Annotated in this window: 21 protein-coding genes; 12 read left to right on the top strand and 9 right to left on the bottom strand. The window is 59.1% G+C overall.

The genetic code is table 11. The features are described from left to right. Positions 1 to 243 precede the first annotated feature (243 nt). On the top strand, positions 244 to 5,748 hold the full coding sequence (locus tag FHW77_RS11220) for a glutamate synthase-related protein (RefSeq protein ID WP_004439205.1): 5,505 nt from the start codon (positions 244 to 246) through the stop codon (positions 5,746 to 5,748). Then, on the top strand, positions 5,745 to 7,514 hold the full coding sequence (locus FHW77_RS11215) for a diflavin oxidoreductase (RefSeq protein ID WP_034496163.1): 1,770 nt from the start codon (positions 5,745 to 5,747) through the stop codon (positions 7,512 to 7,514). Before FHW77_RS11220 ends, FHW77_RS11215 begins: the two co-directional genes overlap by 4 nt. Positions 7,515 to 7,550: 36 nt before the next feature. On the opposite strand, the gene FHW77_RS11210 is transcribed toward FHW77_RS11215, so the two are convergent. The 5 genes from FHW77_RS11210 to fabA form a co-directional block, all read right to left on the bottom strand. Continuing rightward, positions 7,551 to 8,141: a TadE/TadG family type IV pilus assembly protein gene (locus FHW77_RS11210; RefSeq protein WP_004439211.1), complete on the bottom strand. Its 591-nt coding sequence runs from the start codon at positions 8,139 to 8,141 to the stop codon at positions 7,551 to 7,553. Beyond that, complete coding sequence (locus FHW77_RS11205) at positions 8,141 to 8,737, bottom strand: TadE/TadG family type IV pilus assembly protein (protein WP_004439213.1); 597 nt, start codon at positions 8,735 to 8,737, stop codon at positions 8,141 to 8,143. The genes FHW77_RS11210 and FHW77_RS11205 overlap by 1 nt, the downstream gene beginning before the upstream one ends. 185 nt (positions 8,738 to 8,922) lie before the next feature. Then, positions 8,923 to 9,729: an enoyl-ACP reductase FabI gene (fabI, locus tag FHW77_RS11200; RefSeq protein WP_004439215.1), complete on the bottom strand. Its 807-nt coding sequence runs from the start codon at positions 9,727 to 9,729 to the stop codon at positions 8,923 to 8,925. Between the two features lie 6 nt (positions 9,730 to 9,735). Beyond that, positions 9,736 to 10,959: a beta-ketoacyl-ACP synthase I gene (gene fabB, locus FHW77_RS11195; RefSeq protein ID WP_004439216.1), complete on the bottom strand. Its 1,224-nt coding sequence runs from the start codon at positions 10,957 to 10,959 to the stop codon at positions 9,736 to 9,738. A gap of 75 nt (positions 10,960 to 11,034) precedes the next feature. After that, positions 11,035 to 11,550 (bottom strand): 3-hydroxyacyl-[acyl-carrier-protein] dehydratase FabA, encoded by a 516-nt coding sequence (gene fabA / locus FHW77_RS11190; protein WP_003507274.1) that lies wholly within the window; start codon positions 11,548 to 11,550, stop codon positions 11,035 to 11,037. 316 nt (positions 11,551 to 11,866) lie between these two features. Here fabA and irrA point away from each other — a divergent pair, with 316 nt between their 5' ends. Beyond that, a complete protein-coding gene (gene irrA / locus FHW77_RS11185) occupies positions 11,867 to 12,286 on the top strand; it encodes an iron response transcriptional regulator IrrA (RefSeq protein ID WP_003493135.1) in 420 nt (139 codons plus the stop codon). A 75-nt stretch (positions 12,287 to 12,361) separates the two neighbouring features. Here the strand turns inward: irrA and FHW77_RS11180 are convergent, their stop codons facing one another. After that, entirely contained in the window at positions 12,362 to 13,000 is a 639-nt protein-coding gene (locus tag FHW77_RS11180; RefSeq protein WP_004439220.1) for a trimeric intracellular cation channel family protein, read from the bottom strand. Positions 13,001 to 13,077: 77 nt separating this feature from the next. Here FHW77_RS11180 and FHW77_RS11175 point away from each other — a divergent pair, with 77 nt between their 5' ends. After that, a complete protein-coding gene (locus FHW77_RS11175; RefSeq protein WP_004439222.1) occupies positions 13,078 to 13,596 on the top strand; it encodes a hypothetical protein in 519 nt (172 codons plus the stop codon). A 12-nt stretch (positions 13,597 to 13,608) separates the two neighbouring features. Here FHW77_RS11175 and FHW77_RS11170 read toward each other — a convergent pair whose 3' ends face one another. Next, positions 13,609 to 14,319, bottom strand: coding sequence for a YoaK family protein (locus FHW77_RS11170; RefSeq protein WP_004439224.1), 711 nt, complete (start codon positions 14,317 to 14,319; stop codon positions 13,609 to 13,611). A 205-nt stretch (positions 14,320 to 14,524) separates the two neighbouring features. Between FHW77_RS11170 and FHW77_RS11165 the strand changes: the two genes are divergently transcribed. The 8 genes from FHW77_RS11165 to FHW77_RS11130 all read left to right on the top strand — a co-directional run bounded on the left by FHW77_RS11165 (position 14,525) and on the right by FHW77_RS11130 (position 21,793). Continuing rightward, entirely contained in the window at positions 14,525 to 15,466 is a 942-nt protein-coding gene (locus tag FHW77_RS11165) for an ABC transporter substrate-binding protein (RefSeq protein ID WP_004439226.1), read from the top strand. A 134-nt stretch (positions 15,467 to 15,600) separates the two neighbouring features. After that, positions 15,601 to 16,374, top strand: a complete 774-nt coding sequence (locus FHW77_RS11160; protein WP_004439228.1) for an ABC transporter permease — start codon at positions 15,601 to 15,603, stop codon at positions 16,372 to 16,374. Further along, the gene (locus FHW77_RS11155; protein ID WP_004439229.1) at positions 16,374 to 17,159 is read left to right on the top strand and encodes an ABC transporter ATP-binding protein; all 786 of its coding nucleotides are present in this window, start codon (positions 16,374 to 16,376) and stop codon (positions 17,157 to 17,159) included. Before FHW77_RS11160 ends, FHW77_RS11155 begins: the two co-directional genes overlap by 1 nt. A gap of 34 nt (positions 17,160 to 17,193) precedes the next feature. Next, positions 17,194 to 17,931 carry a histidine utilization transcriptional repressor HutC gene (gene hutC, locus FHW77_RS11150; protein WP_004439231.1) on the top strand — a complete coding sequence of 246 codons (738 nt, stop codon included), beginning with the start codon at positions 17,194 to 17,196 and terminating at the stop codon, positions 17,929 to 17,931. 189 nt (positions 17,932 to 18,120) lie between these two features. Beyond that, positions 18,121 to 19,278 carry a tonB-system energizer ExbB gene (gene exbB / locus FHW77_RS11145; protein ID WP_004439233.1) on the top strand — a complete coding sequence of 386 codons (1,158 nt, stop codon included), beginning with the start codon at positions 18,121 to 18,123 and terminating at the stop codon, positions 19,276 to 19,278. Between the two features lie 6 nt (positions 19,279 to 19,284). Then, on the top strand, positions 19,285 to 19,770 hold the full coding sequence (exbD, locus tag FHW77_RS11140) for a TonB system transport protein ExbD (protein WP_004439234.1): 486 nt from the start codon (positions 19,285 to 19,287) through the stop codon (positions 19,768 to 19,770). Beyond that, positions 19,767 to 20,684 (top strand): TonB family protein, encoded by a 918-nt coding sequence (locus FHW77_RS11135; RefSeq protein ID WP_004439235.1) that lies wholly within the window; start codon positions 19,767 to 19,769, stop codon positions 20,682 to 20,684. The genes exbD and FHW77_RS11135 overlap by 4 nt, the downstream gene beginning before the upstream one ends. Before the next feature lie 119 nt (positions 20,685 to 20,803). Beyond that, positions 20,804 to 21,793, top strand: a complete 990-nt coding sequence (locus tag FHW77_RS11130; RefSeq protein WP_004439236.1) for an Ldh family oxidoreductase — start codon at positions 20,804 to 20,806, stop codon at positions 21,791 to 21,793. Between the two features lie 220 nt (positions 21,794 to 22,013). Here the strand turns inward: FHW77_RS11130 and FHW77_RS11125 are convergent, their stop codons facing one another. Both FHW77_RS11125 and FHW77_RS11120 read right to left on the bottom strand, forming a co-directional pair. Further along, the gene (locus FHW77_RS11125; RefSeq protein ID WP_022555391.1) at positions 22,014 to 22,259 is read right to left on the bottom strand and encodes a response regulator transcription factor; all 246 of its coding nucleotides are present in this window, start codon (positions 22,257 to 22,259) and stop codon (positions 22,014 to 22,016) included. A gap of 455 nt (positions 22,260 to 22,714) precedes the next feature. Then, a complete protein-coding gene (locus FHW77_RS11120; RefSeq protein ID WP_004439237.1) occupies positions 22,715 to 23,755 on the bottom strand; it encodes an AraC family transcriptional regulator in 1,041 nt (346 codons plus the stop codon). Positions 23,756 to 23,806: the final 51 nt, after the last annotated feature.

Raw genomic sequence — 23,806 nt, 5'->3', positions numbered from 1 at the left:
GCTTGAAAATCGACCATCAGGGAACGCGATGCGAACGAACACGATCATTATTTGCGAAAATGCGGCGACTGCCGCCCAGCCGTTTGACGGCCGCAAAACGACCGTTCGCGCCATCAAACGCCGATAAGCAGAAGAAGAGGAGCAGCCAGGTCGCCTGCGGCTCCGCCCGCAGAGCGCCGGCTGACGCGCCGGATTCGGGAAAAAGGCGATGCCGCGCGAATTGCGCAATGAGAGGAGACAGCCTTGAGCGTGACGGAGCAAAAATTCGGCCTTTACGATGCCGCTTTTGAAAAAAGCAGCTGTGGCGTTGGTTTCATCACCCGCAAGGACGGCGTGCAGACTCACGATGTGTTGAAGCGCGGCTACGAGGCGCTCTGCGCCGTCCCGCATCGCGGTGGCATGTCGGCGGAAGGTGTCGGCGATGGTGCCGGGGTGTCGCTGGATTTGTCGCTCTCCTTCTTTCGGAAATTGACTGGCGAACACGGTTTGCAGGCCGGCCGTTTCGGCGTCGGCAATTTTTTCCTGCCGCAAAACTCCGCGTTCCACGATGAGGCGGTTGGCATTATCGGCAGCGCGCTGCAGGAGCAGGGATTTTCGGTCCTCACCGTCCGTGATGTACCGGTAAATGACGCGGCCATCCGTGCTGCCGCCATCCCTTACCAGTTGCCGATCCGCCAATGGGTTTTCTCTGCTCCGGCCGAATGCGCAACTCTGGCGGAATTCGACTGGCGTATCCACAAGTCACTGATTGCCATTGAGGCGCTTGCTTATACCGTGCCTGATCTCGCCGGCTTTTATCCGCTCTCGCTCAGCGCCCGCACGCAGGTCCTGAAGGGCCGCCTGAACTCCCATGAGGTGATGCCCTATTTCTGCGACCTGACGGATCCGCGCCATGAAGTGCATACGATGTATTTCCACACGCGGTTCTCCACCAATACCGATCCGCACCCATCCATGGCGCAGCCATTCCGCCTGATGGCGCATAATGGCGAACTCAACACCGACAAGAAGAACCGCCTGTCGGAAGCGGCAGTCGCCCTGGCGAAGAATGCCAGCATCGTCAGGCCGAAAGGCCAGTCCGATAGCTGCCGTCTGGACCAGACCTTGCAGGCGCGGGTTATGGAGGACGGTCTTGACCTCGTTACCGCTGTGGTCTCGATGATGCCGCCAGCCTGGGAAAACGACGACACCCTGTCGCCGGACGTGAGGGCGATGCTGGAATATTTCTCTCTCTATGAGGAGAAAAATGATGGTCCGGCCGCGCTGATCTTCGGCGACGGCACTATTGTCGGCGCGCGCCTCGATCGGCTTGGCCTGCGCCCGCTGCGCACCGTCGAGACGGACGAATATCTCTGTGTCATGTCGGAGGCCGGGCAGATCGCCTTTCCGGCGGAGAGCGTTATCCGGCGCGGCCGCATCGAGGCGGGCGGCATGCTTTATTACGACCACGCCGTGCGCCGCGCCTTTTCCACCGTCGAGGCGCTGGAGCTTCTCGCCGCGCGCCGCGACTATTCATCCCTGCTGCGCGAAGCCCGTGTCATGCTGGAGGATCTGCCGGAAGTGCCAGCGGAAAAGCAGGGCTCACCGCTGCGTTATAATGGTGATCTCGAACGTCACCAGCGTTACGTCGCCTATTCGCACAATCAGGAAAGTTTCAAATTCCTGATGGACCCGATGCTGGCTTCCGGCTCCGAAAAAATTTCGGCGATGGGATACGGCAATGCCATCAACGCGCTTTCCGATCAGGAAGGTGGGGTCGCCAAGTATTTTTCGCAGCGTTTCGCGCAGGTCACCAATCCGCCGCTAGACAGTATTCGCGAAGCTGATGGCATGACGCTACGGGTGGCCCTGGGTGCCAAGCCGAACAGCGGCGCTAAGAAGGCCCGCCAGATCGTCGTGCGCTCGCCAATCCTTAGCCACCTGGACATGCTGCGCATCCGCGAGCAGACCGAGACGCCGGTGTGTCGTTTCGAAATGCTCTATGCGCCTGTCTTCGATACAGGGGAGGCCAATGAAGCGGCATTGAGAGAGGCGATAGACGGACTGTGCGCCGCGATCGCCGCTTTTGCCGCTGGCGAAGGTGGCATTGCCGTGATCACTGACCGGCATGTTTCCGCGCGTCGTGCCGCTTTGCCAATGATCATGGTCGTTTCCGCCATCAATCAGCGGCTGATCGAGGAAGGCCTCAGGCTGCGTGTGTCGCTGATCGTCGAAAGTGGACAATTCTCCTCCTCCCATCACATTGCAGCCGGTCTCGGCTTTGGCGCTTCGGCGGTCTATCCGCTCGCCGTGCAGTTCCGCGCCGAGGAGAAATTCGGCAGCGAAGCCGACAAGGCCTTCAAGCGCTTCGCCAAGGCGGCGGAAAAGTCGCTGATGAAGACCATGGGCAAGGTGGGCCTGTGTACGGCGGAAAGCTATATCGGGGGCGAGTTCTTCGAGCCGAACTTCCTCGATACGGAAGATGACGTGCTGAAGCGTTATTTCCCGAATGTGAAAACGCCGGTCGGCGGCGTGAGCTTCGCCGTCATCGCCCAGGCCGTGGCGGACTGGCACCGCAAGGCGCTGTCTGTAAAGGGAGAAAGCGACATTCCGCTGCTCGGTCTTTTCAAGGAGCGTGCCGAAGGGGCCGGCCATTCCTATGGCACGACGGCCGTGCGCGGTTTCGTGGATATGACGGAGGAAAAGATCGGTTTCGACAAGGGGACCGAAAACGAAGAGGCGTTACGTCTCCTGCCGCTCAACCGCTTGGAAGATGCCTTCGGTCTCGACGACGCGGCCTATTATCACACCAGTTTTGACCGGTTGACCCCGGAGGCGATCGATGCCTTCGAGGTAACGACCGGCTACCGCGCATTTGCCCGTATGATGGCGGAAGAAAGAGCGCGTCGCCCCGCCGCCCTGCGCGATGTCCTGGAATTGCCAGCGGATGTGACGTTCGCCGGTTCGGCGGAAGAGTTTCGCCGTGAAATGGGTCGGTTTTCCCGCAAGGGCAATAACAGCTTCATGGTACGGGGCTTGCTCTGCGAAGGCGCAGAGGAAGGCGCCTTCCGGCTGCAATTGACCGGCCCGCACGGCCATGAGCTTGCCAGGCTAGCAGCACTTGGCCAATCGCTGATCGATCGCTTCGGCGAGGACATAGTCGGACATTGGCTTGAAGGGGGCGCTCTTCTGGTTCAGGCGAGGGGCGAGGCTTCCGATTATCTCTCGCTTGTTCGCACCGCGCCAGCGAGCATTTCGCTCGATGCCGTGCAAAATGCCAGCGAGATCGCCATGACCCTCGCCTCTGGTGCAATGAGCCATGGCGCGCTTGTCGCGGCCGCCCATGAGGCTGTGGCGCATGGCACCAACATGGTTGGCGGCATGTCAAATTCCGGTGAGGGCGGCGAGCATATCTCGCGATACGGCACCATTCGCGCCTCGCGCATCAAGCAGTTCGCATCGGGCCGCTTTGGTGTCTGGGCCGGTTATCTTGCCGATCCGATGCTGGAGGAGATCGAGATCAAGATCGGCCAGGGCGCAAAGCCTGGCGAAGGCGGGCAATTGCCGTCTCCAAAGGTCACGGTGGAAATCGCCGCCGCGCGTGGCGGTACGCCGGGCGTCGAGCTTGTCTCGCCGCCGCCGCATCATGATACCTATTCCATCGAGGATCTGGCCCAACTCATCCACGATGCCAAGGCAGCCCGTGTGCGGGTCATTGTCAAGCTGGTCTCGTCAGAAGGCATCGGCACGATCGCGGTCGGTGTCGCCAAGGCGGGAGCGGATGTCATCAACGTCGCCGGCAATACCGGGGGCACGGGGGCGGCGGCCGTCACCAGCCTCAAATATACTGGTCGTGCCGCGGAAATCGGCGTTGCCGAAGTGCATCAGGCGCTCTGCGCCACCGGCCTGCGCGCCAAGGTGCTGTTGCGCTGCTCCGGCGCGCACCAGACGGCGAGCGATGTCGTGAAATCGGCTCTTCTCGGCGGGGATAGTTTCGAATTCGGCACCACGGCGCTGATGATGCTGAAATGCGTCATGGCGAAGAACTGCAACATCAAATGCCCGGCCGGTCTCACCACCAATCAGGAGGCGTTTAACGGCGACCCGCGGGCGCTGGCGCAATATCTCATGAACATCGCCCATGAAACGCGCGAGATCCTGGCCGCACTCGGGCTGCGTTCGCTGCGGGAAGCGCGGGGCCGCTCAGATCTTCTTCACCTACTCGATCATCCCGCAAGCGTTGGCCAGCTTGACCTCCGGGCAATGCTAACCGTGGTCGAGGAAGTGAAGATCGACAGCCCGGTGTATATGGAAAAGGACTTCGCGCTGGACGATGCCTTCATCGAACTCGTGCGCTCGGCACTGGTCGACGGCGGGCGCGAAAGCATCGAGCTTGGCGGCAACCGTTTCCTTAACAATTGCAACAAGAGCGTCGGCGGCCAGCTCGCCGTCGATATCGAACGTATGCTGAACCATGAGCTTTCCGACGAAGAGGCGGATGCGCTGCCGGCCGTCAGGCGGGACAGCCGTGGCCGTCGATTTCTGGAAGCGGGTTCCGTGCGCATCGATACATCAGGTTCGGCTGGACAATCCTTTGGCGCTTTCTGCAACGACGGCATGATCATGGTCCATACCGGTACCTGCAATGACGGCGTCGGCAAAAGCGCCTGCGGTGGCACCATCGTCGTGCGTTCTCCCGGCGGCGGTTCGCAGGAGGCGGGCGGGAATGTGCTGGTCGGTAATTTCGCACTGTTCGGCGCAACCGGCGGCCGCACCTTTGTGGAAGGGCAGGCAGGCGACCGTTTTGCGGTGCGCAACTCCGGCGCGACCGCCGTTGTGGAGGGCGTGGGGGATTTTGCCTGCGAATACATGACCAACGGTGCGGTGCTTAACCTCGGTAGTTTTGGCAAGGGCTTCGGCAACGGCATGAGTGGCGGTTTCGTCTATCAATACGACCCCTATGGCGACCTGCCGAAGAAAGTCAGCCACGATTCGATCCTGCTTGGCTCCATCACGGGCGAGGACGAGCAGGCGGCGATCCATCGTCACGCCGTTCACCAGCTTCTGAACTGGCACGCGGTGGAGACTGGCTCAGCGAAGGCCACATGGCTGCTGGAAAACTGGGAGAGCGAACAGCACAATTTCGTTTACGGCATGCCACGCGCGCTGCTGCTTTATCAGGACAGTGACGAAATTCTCAAGGCCAAGCCGCGCAAGGAATTGCTGGAGGAACTGGCTTCCGCACTTGCTGCCCATCAGCTGCGGAAGTTCAAGCTGGCCTATCGAGATCGCAAGTCCGTATTGAACGGCACCGTGCCGGCCTATGGCCAAACGGATACGGAAGACATGTACGCACTGATCAACAATTACACTGTGTTGAGCATGGCGCAGGCCATCGCCTTGCAGCGATTGCCGATGGCATCGGGTCCTTCCGACGCCGCCATCGAAAAAGCGGTGCGCAATCTCATTCTTACGGAAGATTATGCCCTGATGCAGCGTCTGCTGAAATATGCGCGCGAGGCTCTTTCCGACCATAGCGACGGACAGCTTGCGGTGATGATCGCCGCCAAGCGACTTGATGACTACAAGCAGGCACTGGCGCGCCGCAACATCTGGTCGGTGGACAGTCCAGGCACCTATGGCTGGATCATTCAGCAGAGCCGCAAAAACATCGAGAAGATCGGTCGTCTGCCCGGCTTCGAAGAGCTTTTCGCGGCCCGCGCCATTCCTGACCTAACCGCCGCATCCAGCCAGAACAGGGCAGCATGATGAAGATACCCTACATCCCCGAAGATGCGCCCTTTAACGGCGACCAGCGCGCCTGGCTTGCGGGTTTTTTAGCCGGGCTCCACTCCCGCGCGGCCATTGGCCTGGAGGCATCTGTCGCCGCTGCCGCTCCCAAGACGGCGGCGAGCGTGCTGAACATCCTCTTCGGCACACAGACCGGCAATGCCGAGGCGCTGGCAATGGATATCGCCGCCGCCGCCCGCACGCAGGGTATGCAGCCGGCGGTGATGGCGCTTGACGACGTGTCCATGGAGCGCCTGGCTTCGATGAAACGGGTCATTGTCGTGACCTCGACCTATGGCGAGGGTGAAATGCCCGATAATGCGCAGCTATTCTGGGAAGCGCTTGCCGCTGATGGTGCGCCACGACTGGAGGCGATGAATTTCGCCGTGCTGGCGCTGGGTGATACGGGGTATGACGGATTTTGCCAGGCCGGCAAACTCATCGATACGCGCTTTGAGCAGCTCGGCGGCAAACGTATGAAAACGCGGATTGATTGCGATATCGACTTCGAGGACGCTGCCGCCGCCTGGATCGATGAGACCCTGCCCATTGCACTTGCGCTCGATGGCGGCCAGGCGGCGACTGTCGTCATGCCTCGTCCGGCCCAACTCCCCAGGCGGGTGACACAGGAATGGAACCGGAAGAATCCCTATCTGGCGCGGCTAAGCGTCAATCACCGTCTTTCCGGTCCGGCTTCATCGAAGGAAATCAGGCATTACGAATTCGATCTCGGGGAAAGCGGCCTCAGCTATGAGGCGGGTGATGCCCTTGGTGTCGTTCCCGTCAACTGCCCGAAACTGGCTGGTGCGTTGCTCGACCATTTCGGGGCGGAAGCCGATAGCAAACTGGCCGGGCTGGATCGTTCAGTGGGAGACGCATTTCTCCGCATGTTCGAAATCTCGACGCCCTCGCGCGAACTGGTCGCCGAAATCGGCAAGCGCGCGGGTCATGAAGAACTGGCGCATGTTCTTGCGAATGGCGACAGGGAGCAGCTGGCCGCCTTTCTCTGGAGCAAGGATATTCTCGACCTGCTCAATCTTGGCGACAGGCGTCTTTTCGATCTTGCTGAATTCGTGACTTTCCTGAAACCGCTGCAGCATCGGGCTTACTCCATCTCCTCCAGCCCCCTTGCCGCGGGAAACAGCGTGCATCTGACGATCGCCAGCGTGCGTTATCGCGCTCACGACCGCGAGCGCGGCGGCGTGTGCTCCACCTATCTGGCAGATCGGGTGGAGGCAGGGGCGACTGCCGGGGTTTTCGTTTCGCTCAACAAGGCGTTCCGTGTGCCGCAGAACGACGATGCGCCGGTTATCATGGTGGGTCCGGGCACGGGAATAGCGCCGTTCCGGGCCTTCCTGCAGGAACGGCTAGCGCGGGGCGCCACCGGCCGGAACTGGCTGTTTTTTGGTGACCAGCACCGGCAGTCGGACTTCATTTACGAGAGTGAGCTGGGTGAAATGAGCCGTGCGGGCGTGCTGACGCGTCTCGATCTCGCCTTTTCGCGCGATCAGGCGGAAAAGATCTACGTGCAGACGCGCATGCGGCAGAATGGCAAGGCGCTTTATCAGTGGCTCGAAGAGGGGGGCTATTTTTACGTCTGCGGTGACGCGACCCGCATGGCGAAGGACGTAGACGATGCCCTGCACCGGATCATCATTGACGAGGCCGGCCTCTCTGCGGAAGCAGCAAGCGAATATGTCAGCCAGCTGAAGCGCGAAAAGCGCTATCTTCGCGATGTCTATTAGCCGTCAGCGCGAGGGGATGCGGATGCAACGGTGCATTCAGCAATTGCTGCAGACTGTCTCCGCATCGCGCTGCTTGAAGAAATAATCGCGGCCGATGGTGATCGACTTGACGCCAGAGGAGGAGATGTCGGTCATGAACATCAACAGTTCATGCGGGACAGAAAGTTCGACATGGATGAGGAAGCTGTCAGCAATCAGCAGGCGGGTCGGCACCACCACCGCAGAGCCGACCGCATAGGGCCGCTGGTTCTTCTCATCCCAGGACCAGGTGATTTTCGCCTGTTTCTGGGCATCGATCTTGATACCGCTGATCTTCAGCCGGAGACCCTTCGTGCTATAGGGCGCGAAAACTGCGGATGCTACATCCCCCATGCCTGCAAGATAGGTCTTGTCTACAGAACCCGTTTTCGAAATCAGGTCGTTGATAGTCGCGGCGGCGCTGCTTGCCCGCTTGTAGGTATTGTAGCCGATGGTGAGTTCGAAGGACGTCACATAAAGTGCGAGCAATATCGGGAAAATGATCGCGAATTCCACCGCGCCAACACCGCGGCGATCTCTTGCGAAGCGTGAAGCAAGCGCAATGAAACGCAGCCTGCCTTGCGTCACGGCGGCAATCAGACCTACCATCAGGAGCCCCCGCTTGTCGTGTATTTTTCGTTCATGAAAGCGTCGGTCGCGACGATCAGGAAGTGAGAAGGCATCGATCCATCGGCCGGGCGAATTTTTGTAAGATAGGGGCGAATGATATCGGCCGTCACCCGCCAGCGATAATAGACACGCAGCATGTTGATCGTTTCCGGCCCACCCGGCTTGAAGCCGAATTGCGCCGTATCAAGATCGTAATATTCTCCGAAGGCCTTCAAAGGTATGGCGGTGGGGATATCCTTGAAGGTGGTGAAGGAGCGAAGATCGATATAGAGCTTCTGTTCCGTTTTGATCTCATCCGCGGAGCACGTGATTATCACCGAGACTTCGTTGCAGAAGTTCTTTCGGAAGTCTTCTTTCGAAATTGAACTGCTGATCTGCCCCGTCCTCAGCCGCCGGGCCATGCTTTCGGTGGCATTGACGACCACCTGCTCCGCGATCATGGCGATGAAGGTTTCGATGATTGCGAAAACAACCAGGAAATAAGGGATGGCGAGGATCGCGAATTCGATGGCTGCGGTCCCGTCGCGCGAAACTCCGAATTTTTCCAGCAATGGCTTCAGTTTGGCCAGTCGCATGAGGCAGTGTCGATCTCTAAGCATATGCGGCAAGCGCAACCGTTGAATTGTTGCGGACCATAATCAACCGATGTTTAAAATCAGTTACCTCGGTGATTTATACTTTAGTGATTTATGAAAATGACACAGACGCCAAATGAAAAAAGCCCGGCACGGGGCCGGGCTTTAATAAACCAGGGACGTGATTATTCCGCGTCCGCTTTCGACAGAACCTCGAGCGTGGGTGTCGAGGTGATATTATAGCCGCAGTCTACGTAATGGCACTCGCCAGTCACGCCGCGCGAGAGGTTGGACAGAAGGTAGAGCGCAGACCCGCCGATATCGTCGATATCCGCCGTCCGTCTCAGCGGCGCGTTCTTCTGGTTCCATGCGTAAATGGCGCGCGCGTCGGAAATGCCCGCACCTGCGAGCGTGCGGACCGGGCCGGCCGAGATGGCGTTGACGCGGATATCGCGCGGGCCGTAATCGGCAGCGAGATAACGCACGGAAGCCTCGAGCGCTGCCTTGGCAACGCCCATGACGTTATAGTTCGGAATGACGCGCTGCGAACCGTTATAAGTCAGTGTCAGCATGGAGCCGCCATTCGTCATCAGCTCGGCGGCGCGCTTGGCGATTTCCGTGAAGGAGAAACAGGAAATGACCATGGTGCGGCTGAAATTCTCGCGCGTCGTATCCGCGTAAAGGCCCTTCAGCTCGTTCTTGTCGGAGAAGCCGATGGCATGCACGACAAAATCCAGCGCGCCCCATTTTTCGCGAATCGTCTGAAACAGCGCGTCCACAGAAGCGATATCTTCGACATCGCAAGGCACGATGAAGTCGGAGCCAAGTTCCGCGGCGAGCGGTTTGACACGCTTGCCGAGCGCTTCACCCTGATAGGTGAAGGCCAGTTCCGCGCCCTGTGCCGCAAGTGCCTTGGAGATACCCCAGGCGATGGAGTGATTGTTAGCGACGCCCATGATGAGGCCGCGTTTACCCTGCATGATGCCGTTCATGGGCAATTATCCGTTATGACGCTGGAAGACGAGCGTGGCGTTGGTACCGCCGAAGCCGAAGGAATTGGATAGGATGGTGTCGATCTTGGCATTGTCGATGCGGCTGCGAACGATCGGAACGCCCGCAAATTCCGGATCGAGTTCGGAAATATGCGCGCTCTCGCCGATGAAACGTTCCTGCATCATCAAGAGGCCGTAGATCGATTCCTGCACCCCGGCCGCGCCAAGCGAATGGCCAGTCAGCGACTTGGTTGACTGGATGTGCGGGATCTTGTCGCCGAAGACTTCGCGGATCGCGCCGATTTCCTTGCTGTCGCCAACCGGCGTCGAGGTGCCGTGGGTATTGATGTAGTCAATGTCGCCCTTGACGGTGGAAAGAGCCTGCCGCATGCAGCGGATCGCGCCTTCGCCTGAAGGGGCAACCATGTCGTAACCGTCAGAGGTCGCGCCATAACCGACGATTTCGGCATAGATTTTTGCGCCGCGCGCCTTCGCATGCTCCAGCTCTTCGAGAACCAGAACGCCGGCGCCGCCGGCGATGACGAAGCCGTCGCGGTTGACGTCATAGGCGCGCGAGGCGATGTCCGGGGTCTCGTTGAATTTGGACGACATGGCGCCCATGGCGTCGAAAAGGTTCGACATCGACCAGTCGAGGTCCTCGTGGCCGCCAGCGAACATCACGTCCTGCTTGCCCCACTGGATCATCTCGGCGGCGTTGCCGATGCAGTGCGCCGAGGTGGAGCAGGCCGAAGAGATGGAGTAGTTGACGCCGTGGATCTTGAACCAGGTCGCGAGCGTGGCCGAAGCGGTGGAGGACATCGCCTTCGGCACGGCAAACGGACCGATGCGCTTCGGGCTGTTGTTCTTCAGCGTAATATCGGCAGCTTCGACAATGGTACGGGTGGAAGGACCGCCCGAACCCATGATGATGCCGGTGCGTTCATTGCCGCTGATATCGCTCTCTTCCAGACCGGAATCGGCGATTGCCTGCTTCATGGCAACATGGTTCCACGCGCCGCCCTGCGACAGGAAGCGCATGGCGCGGCGGTCGACCAGATCGGTGGGGTCGAGAGAAGGCTTGCCCCAGACCTGGCACTTGAAACCGTGTTCGGCAAAATCCGGCGAAAAAGAAATGCCGGATTTGGCATTGCGCAGCGACGCGGTGACTTCAGCGGCATCACCGCCGATGGAAGAAACAATACCGAGGCCGGTGACAACAACTCGTCTCATGAAAGGGACCTTTTCTTAAGATTTCGGCTGGACAACCGAAGCCGCCCGGCGTTTGTCTGAACTATTCCGTCTGCCTCAGGCAGCCTTTTCCTTGGACAGGCCGACCCGCAGGTCTGTCGCCTGATAAATGGTTTCGCCGTCCGCCTTCAGCCAGCCGTCAGCAGTTCCAAGCACCAGACGGCCACGCATCACGCGCTTGAAATCAATACCATATTGAAGGAGCTTGGTGTGAGGGCGCACCATGCCCTTGAACTTCACTTCGCCGGTGGAAAGCGCCATGCCGCGGCCTTCTTCGCCCAGCCAGCCGAGGAAGAAGCCGGTCAGCTGCCACATGCCGTCAAGGCCGAGGCACCCCGGCATGATCGGGTTGCCCTGGAAATGGCAGGGAAAATACCAGTCATCGGGGCTGACATCATATTCGGCACGGATGAAACCCTTGTCGAACGCGCCGCCGGTTTCTGAAATTTCGGTGATGCGGTGAACCATGAGCATGGGGGGCAATGGGAGCTGTGCATTTCCCGGGCCGAACAATTCGCCGCGACCGCAGGACAGGATCTCCTCGTAATTGTAACTTGATTGCCTCGTTGCCATACCGCTTTCACTTCCCCAATTACTGGTGTTGATCGACTTCACTAGAGCAAGTTAGGTTCAAAATGAAGCGCTGCAAGGGCAGAGGCGGTTCCGCCCCCATTCTTTGTCTTCGAACCTTCTTTGCAGAAGTCATTACCTCAATATGCCGTCCGCATACAGGAACCATCCGGTCGGAACCAGAGGAAATTTGCAGGAATGGCCGGTTTGCGGCCATTTGCGACACTCGGCGGCGCTGAAACTATTGAAAGCATTCCCTGCAAAAGATATATGCTATTGCAATTGACGGGTGGCATACCTCTGTTTGGAATGGGATTGCATGGCATTTGACGCCACATTGGATATCGGAACGAGGCTGCGGCGCTCTGGGCTGAGGCCCACGCGCCAGCGCGTGGCTTTGGGCGATCTTCTCTTCGCGAAAGGTGACCGCCACCTCACCGTCGAGGAACTGCATGATGAGGCTGTGACAGCTGGCGTGCCCGTTTCTCTCGCCACGGTCTACAACACGCTGCATCAGTTCACCGAGGCCGGTCTCATCCGGGTTCTCGCCGTGGAAGGTGCCCGTACCTATTTTGACACCAACGTGTCGGACCACCATCACTTCTTCGTGGAAGGCGAGAACGAGGTTCTCGATATACCTGTCAACAATCTCCAGATCGGCAACCTGCCGGAAGCGCCTGAGGGCATGGAAATCGCCCATGTGGATGTGGTGATCCGCCTCCGCCGCAAGCGCGGCTGAAGTTCTTCGGTTCGACAATGGATGTGCAAATGGCGCCCGCGGGCGCCATTTCTGTTTTCAGCGTCGTTCCATGGGTCACTTCATGACATCTTCCGGGCGTCTGCCGGGCTTGCCTTTGTAGGGCGGGAAAGTCCAGCCGAAGATCAGCGCGCCGGACCGGATCCCAAAGGCCATCAGCACGCCCGCTGCCGAAGCGGCATAAAGCGGCGCGCCGAAGAAATAGACGACAATGAAGGTGGAAGAGCCCAGAAGCGCGCAGGTGATGTAGATTTCCGGCCGCAAGAGCACGGAGGGCTCACCGGCGAGAATATCGCGCAAAACCCCACCAAATGTTGCCGTCAGAACGCCGGTGACAATGGCGACAGTGGCCGAACCGCTTGCTGCGAGGCCCTTGGCCGCTCCCATGACGCAATAAGCAGAAAGGCCGAGCGCATCGAGCCAGATCAATACCCGGTAACGGGATTCGAACAGATGTGCCGTGAAGAACAGCAGCACCGCCACCGAGACGCAGACGAGAATATAGGTGGGGTTGATGACCCAGAACACCGGCGTTCTGCCGAGCACGAGATCACGCACCGTGCCACCGCCGATACCGGTGGCCGCCGCAAAAAACAGGAAGCCGATCAGGTCGAGCTGCTTGCGCGAAGCGGCAAGCGCACCGGTTGCGGCAAACACTGCCACGCCGGCATAGTCGAGAAAACCCAGAAGTGTCATGAAAAGGTTCCCCCCGGAACACGGGCGGCGAACACGTCAGTGTCGCGCAAGCACTAAATTCTAGGCTGGCCGCCCGGATGATCGCAACATCCATAACCCAAACGGATGCAAAGGAAAATGCCGTGCGAATCGCTCTCGTTGCCGCTCTTCAGGCGCTGGTTCTCTTGATGTTCCCGGTGGCGCTCTCGGCGCAGCAGCAGCTGGTGAGCGATCCGGAGATTTACGAGAAGGATCATTTCCGCAACGAGTGCAAGGTGGCAGCATTCGGCGACGATTTTGTCACACGGCTGGATATCAACAATGACGGGTTGATGGATGCCATCGTCAATCACGGGGTTCTGGATTGCGACGGCGAAAAAGGCCGCGCCTGTGATGACGAGGGATGCCCCTATAATTTTTACGTGCAGGTGAAAGAAGGCGGCTACCTGATGATCGCGACGGCCCGCATCTACGGTTATGACTTCATCAAGCGTTTTGGTAACATGGTCTTCGTGCTGAAGATGCATCCGCGTTATTGCGAGCGTACTGATAAGGAGCCCTGCCTGATGACAGTGCGGGTGCGCGGGACAAAATTCGTCACGATCTCGCGAAAGTGAGCGCAACGGTTGCTACGGCGTAATCCGCCGGATTTTCACCCTCTGATTATAGCGCTGTCGGAGTGAGCGCGGAATGATGAGTGTGGCGATGGCGACAACGAAGACAGCGACCGCCACGACCCAGAGAGCATCCGATTGCAGCTTGGCCCCGAGAACGGCACCGCACATCGCACCGCTCAGCATGCCCAGCCACGGCACGATCTGGATGCCCCAATCAAAGCTCCGGTCACCGAGAAGAAAGCGGCCGATGCCTCGGCCGAAACGGGAAAGGGCACCCGTCACATAGGTTAGGCCGATCGGCAGTCCCTCGATATGCTCGACGGCCGCGTTGACCATGCCCATGGCGAAGACCACGAGGTAAAATTGCACGAGGCCCGAGCTCTCGCCACGAAGCAGTGCCGCAATGGCCACAAGCGATCCGACCGCCATGAGGACTGCAAATATACGCCGCTCGAACTTGTGCGCCACCACGATCCCGCCTGCGTTGCCCGCCACAAAGGCAATGATCGCGACAAGTAGTTTCACGGCGTGGGAATAGATGCCGGCTTCCGCTGAAACCGCGGCGCGCGTGGTATTGCCGGTCATGAAGGATACGAAGTCGCCGGAAATATGCAGTCCAACCGCATCCGTCATGCCCGCGATGAAGGAAATGGCGGCAACCAGCGCGATACCCGTGCCGGTCCTTCTGGCCTTGATGATATTACGACGTCTCTGTCTGGTCATGGAGAGCTCGATACGGGAAATCGTTGGGCCTGCTCGCCGGCCGCGTTCTCTATGTCTAGAATGGCTGGCCGTGCATTTGCAATCGTTCCAGGGATGTGCGTGCGCTTTCTGTTTTGTCTAGACAAATACAAAATGCCTGCCTACGATGCCTCAAATAAAGCGAAAAACAATGTCGCACAAAAATAAATCAAAAGGGGTTCCGATCATGAAAAAAACCTGGGTTTTCGCCGCTGTGGCGGCGCTTTTCTCATCCGCTTCCGCCTATGCCGAAACGTCCGTGACGATAGGCATGTCGGGCTGGACGGGTTTTGCACCGCTGACGCTTGCAAAACAGGCCGGCATTTTCGAAAAGAACGGCCTGAAGGTCGAGATCAAGAAAATCCCGCAGGCCAGCCGCCATCTCGCTCTCGCTTCCGGTGACATCCAGTGCGCCGCCACCACGGTGGAAACCTGGATCGCCTGGAACGCCAATGGCGTGAAATCCACCCAGATTTTCCAGATGGACAAATCGCACGGTGCCGATGGCATCGCGGTGCGCAGCGATGTCGCAAAGGTCGCGGACCTCAAGGGCAAGACGGTGGCCGCGTCCGCACCGGGCACCTCTCCTTATTTCTTCCTCGCCTGGATCCTCAAGGAAAACGGCCTGACACTGAAGGATGTGAAGGTCGTCAACCTTGAGCCGGGGCCGGCCGCGCAGGCTTTCGTCGCCGGACAGAACGATGCAGCGATGACCTATGAACCCTATCTCTCTACCGTGCGCGCCGCTCCCGACAAGGGCAAGATTCTTGCCACGACACTGGATTATCCCGCTGTCATGGATACGTTTGGCTGCACGCCAGACTTCCTGAAGGCCAATCCGCAGGCAGCCAAGGCTCTGGCGGACAGCTATTTCCAGGCACTTGATCTTATCAAGGCCGATCCCGAAAAATCCTATGCGACGATGGGCGCGGATGTGAAACAGTCCGGCGAGGCCTTTGCCGCTTCGGCAAAATTCCTCGAATGGCAGGACAAGGCCGCCAACCAGAAATTCTTCGAGGGCGAGTTCAAGACTTTTTCCGAAAAATCGGCTGACCTGCTGCTCGAAATCGGCGTAATCAAGTCGAAGCCCGATCTTTCGACCCTCGCGGACACGTCCTTCATCAAGTGACGGAAACAGCCAGCTGCATTTCCCTCTCCGGATATTGCAGCCAGTAAGAAGCGCGACAGTGTTCCCGCGTCTTGAGTGCGGGAACATGTTGATGGCGTGGCGAAGTGCCGCGCCGGTTCGGGACAGGCGACAGAATGCAACCACTTCAACCCATAAAGAACAGCACGAGGATAGCGCTCGGCATCCTGTTCTTCGTGCTTTTTTTCTCGGCCTGGGGCTTTGCCACGCTGGGCGGTTTCGTGTCGCCGACCTTTCTGGCCGACCCCGTTACCATGCTGAAGGATGGTATCTATCTGCTGACGGATCAGGGTTTTGCCAGCGATATCGGCATGACGATCTGGCGTGTCGTGGGCGGTTTCGTGCTGGCCTCCATAGTCGCCGTCCCCCTCGGTATCGCCATGGGGGCTTATAAGCCCATCGAGGCGCTGCTTGAGCCCTTTGTCTCCTTCGCGCGTTACCTTCCGGCTTCCGCCTTTGTGCCGCTCCTCATTCTCTGGGCCGGCATCGGCGAGATGCAGAAGCTGCTGGTGATCTTCATCGGCGCCGTCTTCCAGATCATTCTGATGGTGGCTGTGGCCGTCGCCGGCACGCGGCGGGATCTGGTGGAGGCCGCCTATACGCTGGGCGCGCGGGATCGGGGCGTGGTGCGCCGTGTCCTCATTCCCGCCAATGCGCCCGACATTGCCGAAATCCTCCGTCTCGTCCTCGGCTGGGCCTGGACCTATGTCATCGTCGCGGAACTGATCGGCGCCTCCTCCGGTATCGGCTACATGATCATCAACAGCCAGGCGCTGATGGCGACCGGCCAGATCATCTTTGGCATCATCGTCATCGGTGTTATCGGCCTTATCTCTGATTTCGCGTTCAAATCGCTGAACCGGAAGCTTTTTGCCTGGAGGCTTGCCTGATGAGCGAACTCGTTATCAAGGGCGTCAGCCGCACCTTTCCAGGCGTACATGGCGGGCAGCCGACGCTGGCCCTGCAGCCCACCAATCTGGAAATCCCGCGCAATGATTTCGTTACGATCCTCGGTCCTTCGGGATGCGGAAAATCGACCCTGCTGCGCATCATCGCCGGGCTTGACCGTCCGACAACGGGCGAGGTGCTGTTGTCAGGCAGGGCGGTGACTGGCCCGGGGGCGGACCGCGGCATGGTGTTCCAGTCCTACACGCTGTTCCCTTGGCTGACGATCCGTGAAAACGTCGCTTTCGGCCTGCGCGAACGCGGCGTTGCGGAGAAGGAAAAATGGGAGATCGTTGACAGCTATATCGACAAGGTCGGCCTGCGTGGTTTCGAAAACCATTGGCCGAAACAACTCTCCGGCGGCATGCAGCAGAGAACGGCCATTGCCCGCGCCCTGGCAAATGGCCCGAAAATCCTGCTGCTCGACGAGCCTTTCGGCGCTCTCGACAATCAGACCCGCGGGCTGATGCAGGAATTGTTGCTCGGCATATGGGAGCGTGAGCAAAAGACGGTCATTTTCGTCACGCACGATATTGAGGAGGCGGTTTTCATGGCGTCGCGCGTGGTGACCATGTCTGCGAGGCCGGGCCGTATCAAATCGATCACGCCGGTCGACCTGCCGCATCCGCGCCACTACACCGTCAAGGCCAGCCCGGAATTTTCCGAACTGCGTGCAAGGCTGACGGAAGAAATCCGCAGCGAAGCGATCGCCGCCGCCGCTCACGGATAGCAGGGTATGGAACGGGGAGGATAGAAGCATCGGGATGAGGGGCACAGGCGCCGATCTTCAGGAAAAGTCACTGCACGAGCGAATCCGCAACGATGTGGAGCGCCACATCATGTCAGGCGAATGGCCGCCGGGATATCGTATCCCATTCGAACACGAAATGACCCGCCAATATGCCTGTTCGCGCATGACGGTGAACAAGGCTTTGGGAGAACTGGTGCAGCGGGGTCTTATCGAAAGACGCCGGCGTCTCGGTAGTTTCGTCCGTCAGCCCCACGCGCAATCGGCCGTGCTGGAAATCCACGATATCGAACGAGAGGTGCAGGCACTTGGGCTGGTTTACAGGTATCGCCTCGATCAGCGGCGTCTCCGGCCTGCGGGTAAAGACGATGGAGCGGCTATGGCGCTTGCGGCCGATGCGCCAGTGCTGGAACTCACCTGCACGCATTTTGCCGGTGGCGTCCCATTTTGTCTGGAAGAGCGCCTCATCAATGTCACTGCTGTACCGGAGGCCGAGTTTGCCGATTTTTCGCAGATCGGCCCCGGAACGTGGCTGCTGAAGATGGTGCCCTGGAGCGCTGCTGAACATCGCATCAGCGCCGTCTCGGCCGACCGCAAAAATGCCGCTGCGCTGGGTATCCGATCGGGAGCCGCCTGTCTGGTCATCGATCGCCGGACCTGGCACGGAACGGATTACATCACCAGCGTCTCGGTCACCTATCCCGGTGACCGACACGCGCTCGTTGCGCAGTTTTCGCCTTCGCAGAGCAGCTGAAGACGGTAGATCGGTCAATTTTTTGTAAAGAAGAGTTTACGGGTCGTCTTTTGGCAATATAATAGTTGTCAAAAGAACTCAGGTTTATTATCGGAACGTCAAGCTTTTACGACGGCATCCGTTATGACCCCGGTTTCAAACCGGTCAATCTGCGGATGGGTTCATCGACGGAAATCCGGGATAAAAAACATGTCAGTTGCGACCACCACTTCTTCCGCGTCTCTCAACAAGGCAAGCAGGACACGGCGCATTTCCCTTGCCACGACGGTTACCTTACTGGTTGGATTGAGCGCCGGTGCGGTTTTCGCTCAGACAGCATCCGAACACCAGATTCAGTCCGTACCGCAAGCGGAAACGGTCCAGCCGGCACAGCCGTTCCCACAAACCCCGGCGGCGCCGGACGCTCCAGTTGCTCAGCCGAACCAGCCTTCCACGCCTGCACAGGAACGGCCGGCAGCCGTGGCGCCTGCACAACCTCAAGGCAATGAAGCCGCGCCTGCAGAGCGCGCACAATCTCCAGTCGCTCCCGCCCTGACACCCGAAGGTGCCGCGCCGACCAACGAGGTTTCAACCCCGGTAGAGCCCGTCGGCGCCGAACCGGCAAGTGCCGAACATCGCGCAGATATCCCACACAACCTGTCCCCCTGGGGCATGTTCATGGCGGCGGACTGGGTCGTGAAGGGTGTCATGATCGGTCTGGCCTTCGCCTCGCTGGTGACCTGGACGGTGTGGGTTGCAAAGTCGGTTGAACTTGCAGGTGCGCGTGTTCGGGCCGGCGCAACGCTGAAGGTCATTCGCAAGGCGAAAACCCTTAACGAGGCCACCGAGGCTGTCGAGAAGAAGGGCGGACCTGCGGCGCTCATGCTGCGAATGGCAACTCATGAAATGTTGCTTTCCGATGCCGTGGTCGAACATACCGATGGCGGCGGTATCAAGGAACGTGTCTCCTCGGCGCTGTCGCGTATCGAAACCCATGCCGGTCGCCGCATGTCACGCGGGACGGGCGTTCTGGCAACGATCGGTTCCACCGCCCCCTTTGTCGGCCTGTTCGGCACCGTCTGGGGCATCATGAACTCCTTCATCAGCATTTCGGAATCGCAGACCACCAATCTCGCCGTCGTCGCGCCCGGCATTGCCGAAGCGCTTCTGGCCACCGCCATCGGCCTCGTTGCCGCCATTCCCGCAGTGGTGATCTATAACGTCTTCGCGCGCTCGATCACCGGATACCGCCATCTGCTGGCGGATGCCGCAGCCGGCGTGGAGCGCCTCGTCAGCCGCGACCTCGATTTCCGCCGCATTCCGCCGGGCAGCACCAGCAAACCCGCAGTATCGCTGGTTGGACGGTGATCGGACATGGCTGGAGGAATTCGCGAAAACAGCGGTGACGATCTCTCCGAAAACCATGAGATCAATGTCACGCCCTTCATCGATGTGATGCTGGTTCTGCTCATCATCTTCATGGTGGCCGCGCCGCTCGCCACCGTCGATGTGAATGTCGATCTTCCCGCATCCACCGCAAAACCCGCGGAGCGACCGGAGGAGCCGCTGTATCTTACGGTCAAGGACGATCTCTCGCTTACTCTGGGCAATGATGCGGTCGCCCGCGAAGCCTTGGCGGCCGCCATCGACCGCCAGACGGGTGGCAAGAAGGATACCCGCATCTTCCTGCGTGCAGACAAGGCGGTTGATTACGGCCACTTCATGGAAATCATGAACCTGCTGAGAGATGCCGGTTATCTGAAGATCGCCCTTGTGGGGCTGGAAAATGCCGCTGCCGTGTCGCAGCCTCCGGCTGCTGGCCAGCCCGCCCCGTCGGCGGTGCAGGACGCGACGCCATGAGTGAAAACGGCTATCCACAGGCCCGACATTCCCGCCTTTGGGAGGTGACGCTGTGGTCCGCCGCGGCGTTGCTGATGCTCAGCGTCCATGCCGGGTTCGCTTATTATCTGATGCAGGAGCCGGACGAGCTCGAGGCCGGCGGGCCGCCCCCCGCCGCCATCATGATCGAAATGGCGGCGATACCGGAAGCCGTCCAAACTGAAGAAACGACGCAGGCGCAGGATGTCGAGGACGCCGAGGAAGTGAAGAGCGACAGCAGCGAACCGGTTGAGGAAGCTGCTCCTGAAGAGACCCCGCCACCACCTGAACCGGTTGCCGAAACGCCGCCGCCGGAGCCGGTGCAGCCGCCTGAGCCACCGGTCGAGGAGATCGTCGAACCGCAGGAAGTTCCCGAGCCGGTTGAGACCGTCGATCCCGTTCAGGAGCAGATGATGGCGGAACTTGAAAATGTCGAGGTCCCCTTGCCCGTCATGCGGCCTCCGCCTCCGCCCGTCGAAAAGAAAGAGCCTGAAGAGAAAAAGAAGGTCGAGCGCCAGCGCCCCAAACCGCAGCAGGCCTCGGAACTGCGTGAAACTGCGAAGGTGGAAGCCCAGCAATCCGACCGCACGGCCGCATCGCGCAGCAATGCCGGCTTCTTTTCTTCCTCGTCCGCCTCCCCGGCAAAATGGGGATCGAAAGTCCGCTCGCACATTCAGCGCCGCAAACCACGTTCACTCCGCAGCGATGCGATGACTGCGACGGTGCGGTTCCGCGTCAATGATGCCGGTGCCATCAGCGGTGTCAGCGTTGTTCAGTCCACCGGCGATTCGTCCGTGGATCAGCAGATCGCAGCCTGGATTCAGAGCGCGTCGCCCGTGCCCGCCCCGCCGCCGGAAGCAAACAGGACGATCACGCTGCCGATCAGCATCCGCTAGCAGCTCCCCTGGCGGGACCGATTTTTTCCGACCTGTGCCGCGGTGTGGCCTCAATGATATTTCGCGAATGTTTTCGATGGTGTAGGTCTTGACGACATCACAAGCAGAGGCATTCCGGAATGAAATTCTCAATCGCAGAGGCGGAGGATCTCGTATCCTCTATCTTTGAGCGCAACGGCGTTCTACCGCAAAACGCCCGCTCGGTGGCAAAGGCGCTCGTCGCCTCCGAGGCCGCCGGGCAGGGTGGTCATGGTTTTCGCCGTATACCCGTTTACGTCCGTCAGGCGCGTGTAGGCAAGGTCGATGGCAAGGCGCGTCCGGTGGCCACACGGGTGAAGCCCGGCGTCCTCTCGGTCGACGCCAATCATGGTTATGCCTATCCGGCGATCGATCTCGCGCTTGAGGAATTGCCTGAAATGGCGCGCGAGCAGGGGATCGCGCTCGCCGCCATCCACCGTTCCCATCACGCCGGCGTCATGGCGCTGACCGTCGAACGTATTGCAGAAACGGGTCTCGTGGCGCTGATGTTCGCCAATGCGCCTGCGTCCATGGCGCCCTGGGGCGGCAGCAAGCCGCTTTATGGTACGAACCCGATTGCCTTTGCCACGCCTGTTGGCGGCGCTGATCCACTCGTCATCGATCTGGCTCTCTCCAAGGTCGCACGCGGAAAAATCATGGCGGCGCGCCAGAAGGGGGAGACGATCCCGGGCGACTGGGCGCTTGACAGAAATGGCCGACCGACCACCGATCCGGAGGAGGCCATAGAAGGAACCATGGTTCCTGCGGGCGAAGCCAAGGGCGCAGCGCTGGCGCTGATGGTGGAAATCATGGCCGCTGCAATTACCGGCGGAAACTTCGCCTTCGAGGCTTCCTCCCTTCTGGACGACAAGGGTGCGCCCCCCTCGCTCGGACACACCATCATCGCAATAGACCCTGTATCATCAGGCGGCTCTGCCTTTACCGAAAGGCTGGCTCTTATCGCCCAGGAGATAGAAAAACAGGAAAACGTCCGCCTGCCCGGTCGCCGCAGCCAGGGTATCCGTAAACAGGCGTTGGAAAGCGGTATCGTGATCGAAAGCGATATTCTTGGCGAAATTCAATCGCTTTGACCGGACATTAAAAACCCGGCGGGTCGACCGTGACCCGCCGGGTAAACCGTAAATGGCTGCGTTTATCTGCGTCGATGGGACCGGACATCATGTCCAGCCGCCATTTGGTCCGCCGATCCCGCCATTGATATGGAAGGATTTTGACGCAGAAAGCCGCTCATTCGGTTTTCAGCTTCCGGAAAGGACTTTGTCGCGGAAGCTTGAGTTGAGCAGGTGGCGATTATGCCTCCTGTTCGATCAGGCCGCGCAGCAGGGCAATACTGACGGTATTCAGCAGATTGGTCGCACCGAGCCTGTGGCGCACCTTTTCCAGAGTATCCTTGACGTCCGCTTCGTCGGCGCCGACTATCACGGCGACGTGCGAGGGATGTTTGCCCCGCGCGACCAGCCCCAGATATTGCCGCTCACGCTCCGAGAGGACGACTTCATGCGTCTGGCGATATTCATGCGGCGAATTTGAAGACATTTCTTTCAGCCTCAAAAAAGATTGGCCTTCCCGGGCAGGAGCAGGCAGTGTTCATTCTCCGACACCAGCTCGTTGGCCGCTCCGTCCACACGCGAACAGAAACGCCAATTTCGCCAATAGGTTTCATCTGGCCTCAGGAGTTTGGCGGTAAGGGGCCGCTTTCGCAGCCTGTAAATCCGATGCGGACGTTCTATTCCAGCCATTGAGGGCCTGCGACAACGACGCCCAGCGACGACAATCTGTCTGGCGTAAAATGCAGTTTCAAAGCTTTGGAATGTTTTCGTCACACCCGAAGGAGATCGGCGCTCTAATAATCGATGTGTTCCACCGATAAAATAACATGACGCGCCAAGTTTTTCATTTTATTGTTATGTTTCGGCACACATCGCGACAACTGTCGATATATTCATCAACTTTAATGCTTCATTCCGAAATATTGATGCTGTAGCCATGTATTATCCGGCGGAATGATGCGCGTGTTTCCGGCGAATATCCGTAGGTGTTGCCCCGAACCAGCGGGAAACGGAGCGGGAAAATGCACCTGGGGTCGAATATCCAAGCCGGTAACTGATGTCGGAGACCGGAAGATCACTTTCCACCAGAAGCTTGAATCCGGCATTCTTGCGAATGGCATCCTTTATCTCGTTGAGATTGGTCCCGAGTTCGGCAAGGCGACGCTGAAAACTGCGTTCCGAAAGGTTGAAATAAGGGGCAATCTCGCTGAGCGAAAGCTCCGCATCGGAAAGCCTCATCTGCATATACCGCTTCACCTGATCGATGAAATGCGTCGCGTCCGCCGATGTCTCCGGTCGAAGCATCCGGCATTGCAAATTCATCAATTCGAACAGGCGTTCATCGGCGTTGGGATTGGCCACATCAAGGAGAGATAGGGGAAGGCGCATGGTATGGATCGGTTGGGAAAAGCTGATCCGCTTCGTCATTCGTTCTTTAAATAATTGAATATTATCGGGTTTCGGTCGCTCCATTCCAATCTCGATCTGATGGATGCGCTCTCCCAGAATATCGCGGAGTCGCTGTATCAGGATTGCCAGGGACAGATCGACATATTGATCACGCTTGACAATCACCGGTGCAAAAGACCATGACAGCGTCACCCCGGTCGCATCTGCAACCATGGTGAAATTGCTGTTATTGGTCGCATAATAGACGTGATCCTGAAGAAAGCGCAGAAACGCCCGCACCGTCGGGGCGCTGATCAGGCCATATCCGAAAGCACCGGACGCGCCGGCGGGAAAAGTGGAGGCGCACTGCAATCCGAAAGCGTCGTCGCCGGATATCAGGGCGCAGGTTTCCAGCAAACGGCATAATCTATCGAGGCTGATGCGCTCTGTGAGACTTCCGAAATTGCCGGGATCGATCTCAAGAGCCTTGCAGATGGGTGCGATATCGATGCCACGCCCCCGCGCATAATTGCTGACGCCGGCGGCCAGACCGGCCACCACAGTTATTTCGTCGCTGAGCCTCTTTTCGGGCATCCCTAGCCTTGGCGTACCATGTTTGGAAATTGTCGCCTGATGGTAAGCCTC

The organism is Agrobacterium sp. RC10-4-1 (assembly GCF_014138475.1).
GTDB classification, from domain to species: Bacteria; Pseudomonadota; Alphaproteobacteria; order Rhizobiales; family Rhizobiaceae; genus Agrobacterium; species Agrobacterium pusense.
This window is presented reverse-complemented; position numbering and strand designations above follow the sequence as displayed.